The 14364-nt window shown below is 35.1% G+C and carries 12 protein-coding genes and 1 tRNA gene; 9 read left to right on the plus strand and 4 right to left on the minus strand.

Annotated elements, in window-relative coordinates:
• Positions 1-124 precede the first annotated feature (124 nt).
• From miaB to IPZ78_RS12805, 8 genes are all read left to right on the plus strand, one after another.
• Positions 125-1558 (plus strand): tRNA (N6-isopentenyl adenosine(37)-C2)-methylthiotransferase MiaB, encoded by a 1434-nt coding sequence (miaB, locus tag IPZ78_RS12770; RefSeq protein ID WP_225554295.1) that lies wholly within the window; start codon positions 125-127, stop codon positions 1556-1558.
• A gap of 20 nt (positions 1559-1578) precedes the next feature.
• Positions 1579-2850, plus strand: coding sequence for a sigma 54-interacting transcriptional regulator (locus IPZ78_RS12775; protein WP_225554296.1), 1272 nt, complete (start codon positions 1579-1581; stop codon positions 2848-2850).
• Positions 2851-2858: 8 nt separating this feature from the next.
• On the plus strand, positions 2859-3386 hold the full coding sequence (locus IPZ78_RS12780; protein WP_225554297.1) for an LptE family protein: 528 nt from the start codon (positions 2859-2861) through the stop codon (positions 3384-3386).
• A 3-nt stretch (positions 3387-3389) separates the two neighbouring features.
• The gene (locus IPZ78_RS12785) at positions 3390-4595 is read left to right on the plus strand and encodes a hypothetical protein (RefSeq protein WP_225554298.1); all 1206 of its coding nucleotides are present in this window, start codon (positions 3390-3392) and stop codon (positions 4593-4595) included.
• An 18-nt stretch (positions 4596-4613) separates the two neighbouring features.
• Entirely contained in the window at positions 4614-4964 is a 351-nt protein-coding gene (gene secG / locus IPZ78_RS12790; protein ID WP_225554299.1) for a preprotein translocase subunit SecG, read from the plus strand.
• 214 nt (positions 4965-5178) lie between these two features.
• Positions 5179-5454 carry a co-chaperone GroES gene (locus tag IPZ78_RS12795; RefSeq protein WP_225554300.1) on the plus strand — a complete coding sequence of 92 codons (276 nt, stop codon included), beginning with the start codon at positions 5179-5181 and terminating at the stop codon, positions 5452-5454.
• Positions 5455-5539: 85 nt separating this feature from the next.
• Complete coding sequence (gene groL / locus IPZ78_RS12800) at positions 5540-7174, plus strand: chaperonin GroEL (RefSeq protein ID WP_225554301.1); 1635 nt, start codon at positions 5540-5542, stop codon at positions 7172-7174.
• Between the two features lie 167 nt (positions 7175-7341).
• Positions 7342-8052 (plus strand): M90 family metallopeptidase, encoded by a 711-nt coding sequence (locus IPZ78_RS12805; protein ID WP_225554302.1) that lies wholly within the window; start codon positions 7342-7344, stop codon positions 8050-8052.
• 329 nt (positions 8053-8381) lie between these two features.
• Here the strand turns inward: IPZ78_RS12805 and IPZ78_RS12810 are convergent.
• Positions 8382-8453, minus strand: a tRNA-Glu gene (locus tag IPZ78_RS12810).
• 103 nt (positions 8454-8556) lie between these two features.
• Between IPZ78_RS12810 and IPZ78_RS12815 the strand changes: the two genes are divergently transcribed.
• Entirely contained in the window at positions 8557-11046 is a 2490-nt protein-coding gene (locus IPZ78_RS12815; RefSeq protein ID WP_225554303.1) for a family 20 glycosylhydrolase, read from the plus strand.
• Between the two features lie 50 nt (positions 11047-11096).
• Here IPZ78_RS12815 and ribH read toward each other — a convergent pair whose 3' ends face one another.
• The 3 genes from ribH to IPZ78_RS12830 all read right to left on the minus strand — a co-directional run bounded on the left by ribH (position 11097) and on the right by IPZ78_RS12830 (position 14324).
• The gene (gene ribH / locus IPZ78_RS12820) at positions 11097-11585 is read right to left on the minus strand and encodes a 6,7-dimethyl-8-ribityllumazine synthase (protein WP_225554304.1); all 489 of its coding nucleotides are present in this window, start codon (positions 11583-11585) and stop codon (positions 11097-11099) included.
• Positions 11586-11654: 69 nt separating this feature from the next.
• Positions 11655-12311 (minus strand): tetratricopeptide repeat protein, encoded by a 657-nt coding sequence (locus IPZ78_RS12825; RefSeq protein ID WP_225554305.1) that lies wholly within the window; start codon positions 12309-12311, stop codon positions 11655-11657.
• A 93-nt stretch (positions 12312-12404) separates the two neighbouring features.
• A complete protein-coding gene (locus IPZ78_RS12830; RefSeq protein WP_225554306.1) occupies positions 12405-14324 on the minus strand; it encodes a polysaccharide biosynthesis protein in 1920 nt (639 codons plus the stop codon).
• Positions 14325-14364: the final 40 nt, after the last annotated feature.

Consider the following 14364-nt stretch of genomic DNA (forward strand, 5'->3'; position numbering starts at 1 on the left):
TATGCTAAGGTAAGTAGTTTTTGGAACACCTACATTTTTTTTACAGATTAGTGTTAAAGGTTCTGACAAAGTGTCATTCATTCTGAAATATTATTTATAACTTTGTATTCTTTTATATTACGTTATGTTGGACTTATTACATACTACTAAAACGCATGATGAGACTCGCCAAGGTGAGGCAGTGGAGTTGGCTCCTACAGGGAAAGCTGATGGTAGAAAATTATATATTGAGAGTTACGGATGTCAGATGAATTTCTCTGATAGTGAGATTGTAGCGTCTATTTTGATCGATGAGGGTTTTGAAACAACCAAAGATTATAAAGAAGCTGATGTAGTCTTTATCAACACTTGTTCTATCCGTGAAAATGCAGAACAACGTGTGCGTAAGCGCTTGAAGGAATTTGAATTTGTAAAGTCTAAAAAACCAGGGTTGATCGTTGGTGTGTTAGGCTGTATGGCCGAACGTCTAAAAGCTAAATTTTTAGAAGAAGAAAAATTAGTAGATGTAGTGGTGGGCCCTGACGCTTACCGTGATCTTCCTAACCTAATAAACAAAGTAGAAGATGGTAATAAAGCTGTCAATGTTTTGTTATCTAGAGAGGAAACCTATGCAGACATTAGTCCTGTTCGTTTAAATTCGAATGGTGTTTCTGCATTTATTTCAATCATGCGTGGTTGTGACAATATGTGTTCATTCTGTGTGGTTCCTTTTACACGAGGACGAGAGCGCAGCCGTGATGCGGTATCAATCGTAAAAGAGGCGCAAGATTTATTTAATGCAGGTTATAGAGAAGTAACTTTATTGGGTCAAAATGTTGATTCCTATAAATACACAGCAAACGTAGCAGAAGGTCAAGAGCCTCTGCCTACGGTTAATTTTGCTAACTTATTGGAGTTGGTGGCACAAGTAAGTCCAGAATTACGTATTCGATTTTCTACTTCACATCCTAAAGATATTACGGATGAAGTTTTGCATATTATGGCAAAATATGAAAACATCTGTAATTATATTCATTTGCCAGTACAATCGGGTAACTCACGTGTTTTAGATATCATGAATCGTACATACGACAGAGAGTGGTATATGGAGCGTGTAGATGCAATTCGCCGAATTATTCCAGGCTGTGCGATTTCGACAGATGTCATCACTGGTTTTTGTACAGAGACAGAAGAAGAACATGCGGAAACATTATCTATGATGGATTATGTGAAATATGATTTCGCTTATATGTTTGCATATTCGGAGCGTCCTGGAACTTTAGCCGCGAAACGCTTTGAGGATGATATTCCTGAAGAGGTTAAAAAGCGACGTCTAACTGAGGTGGTGGACAAACAACAGATTCATAGCCTAGAGCGTATGTCACAACATGTTGGTAAAGTGCACAAAGTATTGATCGAAGGTTTTTCTAAGCGTTCGGATCAAGACTATTGTGGACGTAATGACCAGAATGCGATGGTCGTATTCCCTGTAGATGCACGTTACAAAGTAGGAGATTACGTTAATGTATTAGGCGAAAACTGTACTTCTGCGACTTTAATTGGTAAAATCGTTGACTAACTATAAATTGAAAGGTAACTGTGGATATTCAAGACATCAAAAATAGATTTGGTATTATTGGTAACTCGCCGTTACTCAATCGTGCTATTGATATTGCAAGACAAGTCGCGCCAACAGATATTTCTGTTTTGATTCAAGGTGAAAGTGGGTCGGGAAAAGAAGTTTTCTCACATATTATTCATCAATTAAGTACACGCAAGCACGGACCTTTTATTGCCGTAAATTGTGGTGCTATCCCTGAGGGAACAATTGATTCAGAACTATTTGGTCATGAAAAAGGGTCTTTTACAGGTGCGCATGAAGCACGTAAAGGTTACTTCGAAGTCGTAGATGGTGGTACTATCTTTTTGGATGAAGTTGGCGAAATGCCATTGAATACACAAGCACGTTTGTTGCGTATATTGGAGTCGGGTGAATACATTCGCGTAGGGTCATCTAAAGTACAAAAAACGAACGTACGTGTAGTAGCAGCTACGAATGTAGATGTATATAACGCGGTGCAAAAGGGAAAATTTCGAGAAGATTTATATTATCGTCTGAATACTGTTCCATTGCGTATTCCTTCGCTTCGTGAACGTAAAGAAGATGTTTTTCTTTTGTTCCGTAAATTTATTGTAGATTTCGCTGATAAATATAGAACACCTGGGGTGCAATTAACACCTGAAGCACAAGAATTGTTAGCCGACTTTTCATGGCCTGGTAACATTCGTCAATTAAAAAATGTTGCCGAACAAATCGCTATATTAGAAAAGGAAAGAACGATAGATGCAACTATTTTAAGACGCTATATTCCTTCGGAGTGGTCGAAATCATCGTTGCCTGTTTTTGTAAAAGATCAGTCAAAGGAGGACTTTTCAGAAAGAGATATTTTGTATAAAGTTCTTTTTGATATGAAAAAGGATATGGTTGATTTGAAAAAGCTTGTGGTCGAATTGATCCAAAATGGAGTAACACCTTCATCTTTTGACGAGAATTCGCAATATATAAATCAACTGTACAACGAAGTAAATCCTGTCACTACTCAATTGTATCCTCGTGAAGAGATTGGAGTAACGCCAACAATTATACATCATCCGTCCGCAAATACACCTTCTTCTTCATCAAATTATGTTACTTTGGATACACAAGACGCTGAAGAAGTGGAAGAGTCTCTTTCGTTAGTTGATAAAGAATCGGACTTGATAAAAAAGGCATTGAAAAAGCATAAAGGTAAACGTAAGGCGGCAGCTCAAGAGTTGGGGATTTCTGAACGAACATTGTATAGGAAAATTAAGGACTTAAATTTAGAATAGATTAGCAGATGAAAAGTGTGCGTTTAAAATTACATATTACCATTTGTATACTAGTATCGTTCATAGTAGTAAGTTGTGGTGTAAAATATAGTTTTACAGGAGGATCTATTCCTAAGGATATGAAAACATATTCGGTTTTGTATTTTGAAAATTTAGCACCAATGGTGTATACCACGCTGAGTCAAAACTTTACCGAAGGTTTGAAAGAGCGTATACGTACGCAATCGACCCTGAGTCAAGTGAATGCCGATGGTGACGCTATATTCGAGGGCACAATAACTGGGTATACCATTTCACCGGCTTCCGTAGGAGCTGGAAATAATGATAGAGCACAGAATAGTAGATTAACTATTACTGTTAAAGTCAAATACACAAATAAATTAGATCAAACTGGTGAAAGCGATTTTGAAGAGAGTTTTTCGCAGTTTAAAGAGTTTCCTGGTTCAGATGTTACTGCTTATGAAGCAAATCTAAATACAGAAATAATTAAAATGTTAACAGAAGATATTTACAATAAAGCTTTTGCAAATTGGTAATAAATGAATATGACAGCTACCTTGGATAATTCTTATCATTTATTGTACAAACAGGCGTTAATTGATCCTACGCAATTGACAGAGGATAAACTTTTAGGTTTGCTATTGAAGTATCCTTATTCTCAACCATTGGTGTTTGCTTATGAACGTCGTAAAAAGCTATTAAATCAAGAAACGCCTAATAAAGAATTAGCCCTACTTTATGCACATAGCGAAAGTTGGTTAATGAACTATGTAAATAAACCAGTTGGAAGTTTTATAGAAGAATCAGCATCATCATTTGTTCCAAGTGAGGAAAAGACGAATTTTACAGTTGAAGATTCTGACTTATCACAAGAATTCTTGCAAGATGAGGAGGTGGAGTTTGTTGTAGGAGAGGGGGGTAGTGAGGTTGTTGCAGAAAATGATGAAGAGAATCTTGATGAAACTGAGACTCCTCTTTATGATAACGTTGCAGAAACTGATGAGGGCAATGTTGGGTTTGATGATGATACGGTAGAGGAGGAGCAAGAGGAGTTTGTACAAGAGGAGGAGGAAAATAGTGAAGAACTTGAAGATAGTCTAGCGTTAGATAGATTGGTTCAAGAAGGTAGTGTCGGAGCAAATTATTTCGTTTTTGATTCTTTTGAGAAAGTTGAAGAGTCTTCAAATGAGGAAATTCAAGTTACTCAAGAAAAAGATGATGTAAGTTTGTATAACGATGAATTGATGCCATACAGTTTTCGTTGGTGGTTGCATAAGACTCGTTTAGAGCACGCAGACACTTATCAACCTTATGTTTCGACTAATGCATTAATTCAATCAAAACCTAAGCTTGACGTCGGAGTAATAGAAAATTCTATTTTGGATCAGCAGATAAAGGAGAATATTATTCATTTTCAGAATCCAGAAGAAAAATTAAGTGACGAGGTAAAAAGGAAACCTGTTGTACCTGTTCCTCCAAAAAAGGGAGCTGAGATCATAGAGAGGTTTATTCAAAAGGATCCAATTATTCATCCTCTTTCGGCAGAAAACATTAATAATGAAAATATGGCTAGGCAAAGTGCTGAGGATAATTATATCTTTGTGACTGAAACTTTAGCTAACATTTATATAGATCAAGGTTTGTATTTAAAGGCCAAAGAGGTTTTCAATAAATTAATTTTGAAATATCCAGAAAAAAAATCGTATTTTGCGACCCGTATTCAAGAATTAGAAAAGAACTCATAAATAAAAGCATACAAAGAAATGACTACATTATTCATCGTCTTAATTATTATCGTTAGTATATTACTTGCACTTATCGTTTTAATCCAAAATCCAAAAGGTGGTGGTTTACAATCAGGCTTTGCTGGTGGAAGTAATTTAATGGGCGTACAGCGTACAGGCGATTTCTTAGAAAAAGGTACTTGGACATTAGTAATTCTATTAATGGTATTTAGTTTAGGAATTAATATTTTAGGTCCGTCAGGTTCAGTGTCAAAGGGTGGTTTATCGGATCAGATAGAAGCACCGGCTACAACGCCTAAATTGAATCTTAATTCAATGCCTACTCAAGGGGCTGCACCGACTACTACTGCTCCGGATTCTAGCAAATAAAATTATTGCAAAATAATATATAAAGCCTTACAAAATTTTGTAAGGCTTTTTTGTTGATTTGCTGTCATGGTGTCACTGTGTCAGTTCGTAATCGTGTCATTATTGTGCGTAAAATGAAAAAATGACAAGGAACTAATCTAAAAGTTATTTGGCATAGTTGATGATGTACTAAGGACACATAACAAATAACAAAAAATTAAAACTATATAAGATTATGGCGTTAAATATTAAACCTATTGGAGACAGAGTAGTAGTTGAAGCTGCTCCTGCAGAAGAAAAAACGGCTTCTGGATTATATATTCCAGATACAGCAAAAGAAAAACCTTCACAAGGTACTGTAGTAGCTGTAGGTTCAGGTAAACCAGAAGAACCTTTGACTGTAAATGTAGGCGATAAAGTGTTGTACGGTAAATATGCAGGTACGGAGATCACTTATGAAGGAAAAGAATATTTAATCATGCGTGAATCAGATATTTACGCGGTTCTTTAATCAACATTATCTTAATTAACTTAACTTTTAAAGGGATTAGATTTTAACTTTATTATTATCAAATTCTTAAAAAACAAAATTAACAATGGCAAAGCAAGTAAAATATAATGTAGAAGCTCGTGAATCACTTAAAAAAGGTGTTGACACATTAGCTAATGCGGTAAAAGTAACTTTAGGTCCTAAAGGTCGTAACGTAATCATCGAGAAAAAATTCGGTTCTCCAGCAATCACTAAAGATGGTGTTACTGTAGCTAAGGAAATTGAATTGAAAGATGCAATTGAGAACATGGGTGCTCAAATGGTAAAAGAAGTTGCTTCTAAAACTGCTGATCAAGCAGGTGACGGTACGACTACGGCTACTGTATTGGCGCAAGCTATTGTTGCTCCAGGTATCAAATCTGTAGCTGCAGGAGCAAATCCAATGGACTTAAAACGTGGTATTGACAAGGCTGTTTCTGCGGTTGTAGCGAACTTAAAAGCTCAATCACAAACTGTTGGTCAAGATAATAATAAAATCAAACAAGTGGCTTCAATTTCAGCTAACAATGACGAAGTAATCGGTTCATTGATTGCAGAAGCTATGGAAAAAGTAGGTAATGACGGTGTAATCACTGTTGAAGAAGCAAAAGGTACAGAAACAGAAGTAAAAACTGTAGAAGGTATGCAATTCGATCGCGGTTACTTATCTCCTTACTTCGTTACGAACTCTGACAAAATGGAGGCGGAATTAGAAAACCCTTACATTTTGATCTACGATAAAAAAATCAGCAACATGAAAGAATTGTTGCCGATCTTAGAAAAACAAGTTCAAACGGGTAAACCATTATTAATTATTGCTGAAGATTTGGACGGAGAAGCATTAGCTACATTAGTAGTGAACAAAATCCGCGGTTCATTGAAAGTGGCTGCTGTTAAAGCTCCAGGTTTCGGTGACCGTCGTAAAGCAATGTTAGAAGATATCGCTATCTTAACAGGTGGTACGGTTATCTCTGAAGAAAGAGGTTATAAATTAGAAAATGCTACATTAGAAGATTTAGGTCAAGCTGAGAAAGTAGTAGTTGATAAAGATAATACAACTGTAATCAACGGTGCTGGTAATGCTGACGATATTAAAGCTCGTGTAGCTCAAATCCGTTCTCAAATTGAAACTACTACATCTGATTACGACCGTGAGAAATTACAAGAGCGTTTAGCTAAATTATCTGGTGGTGTTGCAGTGCTTTATGTTGGAGCAACTACTGAAGTTGAGATGAAAGAGAAGAAAGACCGTGTTGATGATGCTCTACATGCTACGCGTGCTGCTGTAGAAGAAGGTATCGTAGCTGGTGGTGGTGTTGCTTTCATTCGCGCTACAGAAGCTTTAAAAGATCTTAAAGGTGCTAACGAAGATGAAAATATCGGTATAGATATTATCAAACGTGCTATCGAAGAGCCTTTACGTCAAATCTGTTTCAATGCAGGTATTGAGGGTGCTGTAATCGTTCAAAAAGTAAAAGAAGGTACTGCTGACTTTGGTTACAATGCGCGTACTGATGTATTCGAAAATTTGATTGGTGCAGGTGTTATCGACCCAACTAAAGTTTCACGTGTAGCGTTAGAAAATGCTGCTTCTGTAGCGTCAATGTTATTGACTACTGAATGTGTGTTAGCTGACGAACCAGAAGAAAATGCTGGTGCTGGTGCTCCTCCAATGGGTGGTGGCATGGGCGGAATGATGTAATAATTATTCAAATCCTATATATTAAGAAGGCGTTGTACATTGTACAGCGCCTTCTTGTTTTTTTATTAACTTAATGGTATATAATTTTTATAAAAATGGATCCATATGTTATAGTATTAATAATTGTTGTAATAGCTGCTTTGCTTATTTTTTATGTTTTTAGAAATGTGGGAAAGAAAAATACTGTCAAAGATAATTTCATCAAACCAATAATTATAGAAGATGTTTTGGAAAATAAAGTTAGTTTTTATACACGTTTGGACTTGGCAGATAAAGAAATATTCCGAGAGCGTGTGATTTATTTTTTGCAAACAACCAAAATTTCTCCAGAGAAGGGAGCTGTAGTTACAGATGAAGATAAAGTCTTAATAGCGGCTAGTGCGACTATTCCTTTGTTTCATTTTCATCATTGGGCCTATGAAAATTTGGATGAAGTATTAATTTATCCAGATTTTTTTGATGAAAAATTTGGAACCGTTTCAGAGAATAGAAACGTGGCAGGAATGGTTGGTACAGGTTTTTTGAATCATAAAATGATATTGTCTTTACCAGCGCTAAGAACTGGCTTTATGCGATACCTCGAAGGAAATACGGCAATACATGAATTTGTGCATCTTATTGATAAGGCTGACGGAGAAATTGATGGTGTACCTGAGTATTTAATTCCAAAGGAATTAATCAATCCATGGTTACATGAGATGGACAGAACAATAAAACAAATCCGGGAAGGAAAATCTGATATACGAGAGTATGCAGCTACTAATGATGCTGAGTTTTTAGCTGTTGTATCGGAGTATTTTTTCAAAAAACCAAAGCAATTGCAAGAGGACCACCCCAAACTATATTCAATGTTGAATGAGATATACACCCGAAAATAATATTAGTAATTTACTGGTAGAAAATATATTCGGAAAATAGGGAAGTTAGCATGATAGCAATAGTAGCTGTAGTGTCTCCATAAAGTTGATTGTAAAGTTTTTGTCCCTTTTTGGTAATATTTTTTATTGTTTTTAATGGGACAATCTAAGTTTGTGATAAGCTTAATTGGCAGACAATCAGTTTAGATATGAAGTCTATACATCATCAAGATAAATGCTTTGATAAAATAAGTCAATATTTAAATATAAAGGGACGTGATGATGGTAGAATTTTTGCCTTGTGATAGGTGTTAAAAATACAAAAGCGACTTTTATCAAGTCGCTTTTAGTAGCCCGTAGGGGAATCGAACCCCTGTTTCCAGAATGAAAATCTGGCGTCCTAACCCCTAGACGAACGGGCCGTTATTTGTTTCGGTGTGCAAATATAGACTTAATTTTTTGTTAGGCAAAAAAAAGTGAATAAAAATTAGTAATTTGAATATTTACACTAATAAACATAAGATTATGAGTAAGTATTCGGCCATGATTCATAAATTTCTATTTTTATTAATTATTATGTTTTCCATCAATCCAATTTTTGCACAGGGTACTATAGTTGAAGATATTTCAATTAAGTGGAAACCCTCAGTTACTTATAATGGGAAAGACGATTTGAGTTTACAGATTGTCATCAAGAATGATGGGAAAAGTAATTTTTCGTTGAAGGATTGGGATTTGTTTTTTAACACGATGTATCCTATAGTAGAGGCAAATACAGAAGTGTACAAGCTTATCGATTTGAGCGGTAATTTGTTTAAAATTGAGTTTAAACCAAAGTTTATAACACCTCAGGATTCAGTTGTGGTTGAATATAAAACGCAATTTGCAATAGTTGGAATATCGACTCGACCAAATGGCTTTTATTTTCTAAACAAATTGGATAAGACTAAATTTGAAGGCGTAGGAAGGGTTGAGTATGAGGATATTGAGCCGATAGAAATTAGTAACAGATTGTACTTAGAGCAATTATATGCTAAAAATCAATCTTTTCAAAAGGAATATTCGCCAATAAAAATATTTCCAACGCCAAAATCTTTAAAGGAAATGAAGGGTAATTTTGATTTAGATAAAGGATTCTTAGTCGAAGCACCATCAGATTGGCAACAACCTATAAATAAAGTATTAGAGGGGGTAGCACAAATTCAATTCAATGCGAAAAAAAATAATTTCATAGTTCGATTGAATTCTAATTTGGAAGCAGAAGCGTATAGACTATCTATAAAGCCAAATCAAATTGAAATTCAGGTAAGTGAAAAAGTTGGATTATTCTATGCATTACAATCAATAAGGTCATTGTATGATGATGGAGCTAGCAAGTATCAAAAGAAAGTAGATTATTTGCCATGTATTGAGGTAGAAGATGAACCTCGTTACAGTTATCGTGGATTTATGCTCGATATTGCACGCAATTTCCGATCGAAGTCTGTTGTTATGAAATATTTGGATATGATGGCAAGGTATAAGTTGAATGTTTTCCATTTGCATTTTATAGAAGATGAAGCTTGGCGAATAGAAATCCCTGGTTTACCTGAACTGACAGAAGTTGGCGCATGGCGCTCTCCTGCATATTTAGATGGAAATTCTCTTATGCCCGCTTATGGTTCTGGAATTAATAACGAAAGGAAATACCTGACTCGGGAGGATTTTATTGAAATTTTGAAATATGCTCAAGAGAGAAATATAACTGTCATACCGGAGATAGAGACACCTGGGCATGCAAGAGCTTCTATAAAAGCTATGGAGGCACGGTATAATAAATATATGAGTCAGGGAAACAGTGCGGCAGCAGAAGAGTTTTTATTACATGATTTTGAAGACATTTCAATTTATAATACTGCACAGAATTTTGGAGATAATGTGTTAAATCCAGCATTGCCTTCGGTTTACAGATTTTTAGATAAGGTTTTGGAAGAATTTCGTCTGATGTATCAAGAAGCTGGAGTTCCTTTTAAGACTGTTTCTTTAGGTGGGGATGAAGTGCCGCCCGGTGTTTGGGAGAAGTCTCCTAAAATAAAAGCTCTTATGCGTGAGCAAGGGCTAAAGAGTGTTTATGATGTCTGGACATATTATATTGATAAAATCAATCAACTATGTCTTGCTAAGGGGTTGCAAATGGCTGGCTGGGAAGAAATAGGTATGGTCAATAAAGGTAAGGGTATGATCGAAAATCCAGAGATGCCGAATAAACAAAATATGCTATTGGATGTCTGGAATAACATTATCGGTGGTGGCAACGATGATCTTGTGTATCGACTAGCAAATGCAGGATATCCAACGGTATTGATTAGCTCTTCAAATCTTTATTTTGATATGATGTGGGATTCTACATATCGTGAACCAGGGTTCAAATGGGCTACTTTCGCAGATTTACAACATTCTTATTCCCTTTTCCCAGAAGATTATTTTGCAAATATCCATACCTATTATAGTGGCAAGAAATTGGATAAAAGCTACTTAGATAAGTTGACTCGAATCAATGATAAAGGAAGAGCAAATTTTAAAGGGATAAAGGGTGGTTTATTTGCAGAAACAATTTTAGATGATGACGCATTAGATTATATGGTTTTTCCTCGATTTTTTGTCTTGGCAGAAAGAGCTTGGTCGCAACGTCGTTCGTATGAAAGCGAAGAAACTTATGATCAAACGCAATTTGACATGGAATATATCGCTTTTCTTAACCGAGTTGTGAAAGTAGAATTACCATCTATTTCGGCTCGAATAAAGTATCGATTGCCAAGGGTCGGACTTAAAGTAGAAAATTTTGTATTAAGAGCAAATGTTGAATACCCAGGATTTCCTATTTACTATACTGTAGATGGGACTTTTCCCTCATTAAGTAGTCCAAAATTTGATATAAGAAAAGGTGTCAAAGTGAAATCCGGAGATAAAGTAAAAGCGGTTACAATAGACAATGATGGTCGATTTGGACTGTTGTCTCAGCTTAGTATTGATTAAATTAACAGGGCAAGATATAATCTATATCTTGCCCTGTTGATTTATCTTTATTAGTATTTGGAGCTGATGTGAGCCATCTGAATAGCTGTGATAGCAGCTTCTTCACCTTTGTTTCCGTGTTTTCCACCTGCACGATCTAAAGCTTGCTCTAAATTGTCTGTTGTCAATACTCCGAAAATAACTGGCTTATTGTATTTCAAAGCGACATTACTAATACCATTCGCGACAGCATTACAGATAAAATCAAAATGTCTTGTTTCTCCCTGTATTACACAGCCTAAACAGATTATAGCGTTAAAATCACCATTACGTAATGCAATATCTGCACCTGAAATCAATTCATAGCTACCTGGTACCTCGATGATGTCAATATTTTCTTCTTGACCGCCATGATTTAAGATACCATCAATAGCTCCATTCAATAATGGACCTGTTACTTGGGCATTCCATTGTGATACAACAATTGCAAATCGAAGACCCGAAGCGCTTTGAACTTTTATATGTGAGAAATCTGATAAATTTTTTAATGAGCTTGCCATAATGTATTTTTTAACTAAAAAGGCCGCTTGATAGCAGCCTTTAATATATGAAAACTTTTAATTCAATTTTTATTGTTTTGCTTGTACACGAGCTAATGGACCATCAATAGTAGAAGCTTCGTTACTTTGCGGGTAATCTGTTTTGATTTGTTGGTAAGCTTCTTCAGCTTTTTTGTACTCATTCAATTGCTCGTAAACTAAACCTAATTTTTTAAGGAAAAGAGGAGTTGTATACGAGTTTTTTGATTTTCCTACAGCTTTTTGGTAATAATCAGCTGCATTTTTATAATCGTGACTATCTGAATATGCATCACCAATTAATCCAATCACAAGTGGATCAACGATTTCACTGCCCGTGTCAGAATATTTTTTCAAATAATTTATAGCCTCTTGAAAGTTGCCTTGACGTAAGTATAGCCCACCTAAATACGCATAAGCAATATTAGCTGAAGGAGTATTTGAATATTCGTCAGCGATTTCTTTTAGACCTGCAAAACTACCATCACCATCAATAGCTTTCTTTTGTAGTGAATCAATTAATACAAATTCTTCTGCTTTGAACATAGCATTAGCAGCAGTCTCTGTTCTTGGAGCTAAATATAATTTTTGATAACCGATATATAGAAGAATTAATACGACAATAGCACCTAAAATAAAAATTAGGCTTTTTTGATTGTCTTGAAAAAAAGATCCTTTTTGATCTGTTGAATTAAGATTTGTTGACATTAGTTTATATTATATAATACTATGGAACGCAAAAATACACTTTTATTGAAAAAATACAATACCCCAATCTATAAATTGCAAAAATGATACAACTTAATTTATCGGAATTGAAGGGGGGTCTAATGTTTCATACTCTGAATTTTGGCTTTTAAATTCAGGAACGATGACTTTCATCTGCCTAACAATATTTAAATTATGTTGTGATTTAACGATTTCGAATAATAAATCAATTTGCGATTTCACGTCTTCGAAACAGTTTTCCCTTACTTTAGCGATCATGATTTTTTCATGGTGCGTAGGTAATGTGTTTTCTAGGTCATTTAATAGCTCTTCGTAGAGTTTTTCTCCAGGTCGTAGTCCTGTGAATCTTATTTCTATATCTTTATTTGGTTCGTAGCCTGATAGTTTAATCATTTTTTTCGCTAGATCAACTATCTTAACAGATTTACCCATGTCAAAGACGAATATTTCACCACCATTTCCCATACTACCAGCCTCAATTACGAGTTGACAAGCTTCTGGAATAGTCATAAAATAACGTGTGATATCTGGATGAGTTACAGTAACTGGCCCCCCCTTTTCAATTTGTTCTCTAAATCGAGGTATGACCGAGCCATTTGAGCCTAATACATTGCCAAATCGTGTGGTTATAAATTTTGTATGCTCCTCTCGATTTTCTTTTTCAATTTTGTTATTAAGTGCCTGCACGTATATTTCAGCTATTCTTTTAGTGGCCCCCATTACATTTGTAGGGTTTACAGCTTTGTCAGTAGAGACAAAAACAAATTTTCTAGCTTTAAATTCTACGGCAAGGTTAGCAAGATTAATTGTTCCCAATACATTGGTTCTTACCCCTTCTATTGGATGATTTTCGACCATCGGCACATGTTTATAAGCAGCGGCGTGATAAACAATTTGAGGTTTAAACTCTTCAAACAGATGACGCATCCTATCATAATTCTTTACATCAGCAATAAAAGAATAATATATTTGATCTTTAAATTTTTCTTGTAAATCAAGCTGTAAATTGTGAAGCGGTGTTTCAGCCTGGTCACATAAAATGATTACCTGCGGCGAATATTTGCTTATTTGAGCCGCAATTTCACTACCTATAGATCCAGCAGCCCCTGTTACAAGCACTCTTTTTCCTTTCAGTTGCTCTAGGATTGAATCATTACTGATTTTAATAGGAGCGCGTTCAAGTAAATCCTCAATCTTCACATTCTTTATTTGGTTTAGGGATATGTCCCCATTCATGATTTGCTTAGCAGGAGGTAGGGTAAGTACAGTGATATTATGCTCAAGACAAATATCTATAATTTGACTCTTCTTTTCAGGCATTAAAGATGGCGTAGCAATTATTAATTCGTCTACTGCTATTTTATTCAATATTTGATCAAAATTATCTGATTTGTATATGCGAACACCGTCAATAGATTTTCCATGTTTAGTTGGATTATCATCTAAAAAACCGACAATAATTTTGTTACTTGTCAAGTCATGGTCGAATGTTCTTTTTACCGCAATACCTAATTCACCGGCTCCAAATATTAATACATTCTTCTTTATTTTTTTTGCTGTCTTTGAATACTGGAAAAAAACTTTTATTGAAGTTCTATATACAACTAAGCCTACAAAGAGTAATAATGAATAGATTATTATAAATGAGGTGTCAATATTGAATGGTAGGCGTGCTGCTAAAGCGAATAGTTTGATGCCGAATAATATGATTACAGTAAGCAAATTACATGATAGTATACGAATGGAGTCTGTTGAACTCGTATATCTAACAATCCCAGAATAAAGCTTAAAAATGATGAATGATACAGCAGTCACTCCTATGCAAAATAAGAAATCAGTTGCGAAAACATTTGCATCGAAAGGCAAGTTTTTAGTATCTTGATAAAGATAATAAGCAATTAAAAAAGCAATAATTGCTGAACTTAAGTCTAAGAAAAATATAACCCAACGAGGTAATATTTGAACATGGTTAATAACTTTAAAGAATTTCATTAAATATACTGCAGTTTATACACAAAGCTATTAAAATTAA

Source organism: Sphingobacterium bovistauri (assembly GCF_020295405.1).
GTDB classification, from domain to species: Bacteria; Bacteroidota; Bacteroidia; order Sphingobacteriales; family Sphingobacteriaceae; genus Sphingobacterium; species Sphingobacterium bovistauri.

Bases quoted from the DNA above. Each gene is read 5' to 3' on its own strand.
- secG (WP_225554299.1), top strand. From the start codon at position 4,614: ATGACTACATTATTCATCGTCTTAATTATTATCGTTAGTATATTACTT.
- miaB (WP_225554295.1), top strand. From the start codon at position 125: ATGTTGGACTTATTACATACTACTAAAACGCATGATGAGACTCGCCAA.
- IPZ78_RS12830 (WP_225554306.1), bottom strand. From the start codon at position 14,324: ATGAAATTCTTTAAAGTTATTAACCATGTTCAAATATTACCTCGTTGG.
- IPZ78_RS12815 (WP_225554303.1), top strand. From the start codon at position 8,557: ATGAGTAAGTATTCGGCCATGATTCATAAATTTCTATTTTTATTAATT.
- IPZ78_RS12795 (WP_225554300.1), top strand. From the start codon at position 5,179: ATGGCGTTAAATATTAAACCTATTGGAGACAGAGTAGTAGTTGAAGCT.
- groL (WP_225554301.1), top strand. From the start codon at position 5,540: ATGGCAAAGCAAGTAAAATATAATGTAGAAGCTCGTGAATCACTTAAA.
- IPZ78_RS12785 (WP_225554298.1), top strand. From the start codon at position 3,390: ATGAATATGACAGCTACCTTGGATAATTCTTATCATTTATTGTACAAA.
- IPZ78_RS12780 (WP_225554297.1), top strand. From the start codon at position 2,859: ATGAAAAGTGTGCGTTTAAAATTACATATTACCATTTGTATACTAGTA.
- ribH (WP_225554304.1), bottom strand. From the start codon at position 11,585: ATGGCAAGCTCATTAAAAAATTTATCAGATTTCTCACATATAAAAGTT.
- IPZ78_RS12825 (WP_225554305.1), bottom strand. From the start codon at position 12,311: ATGTCAACAAATCTTAATTCAACAGATCAAAAAGGATCTTTTTTTCAA.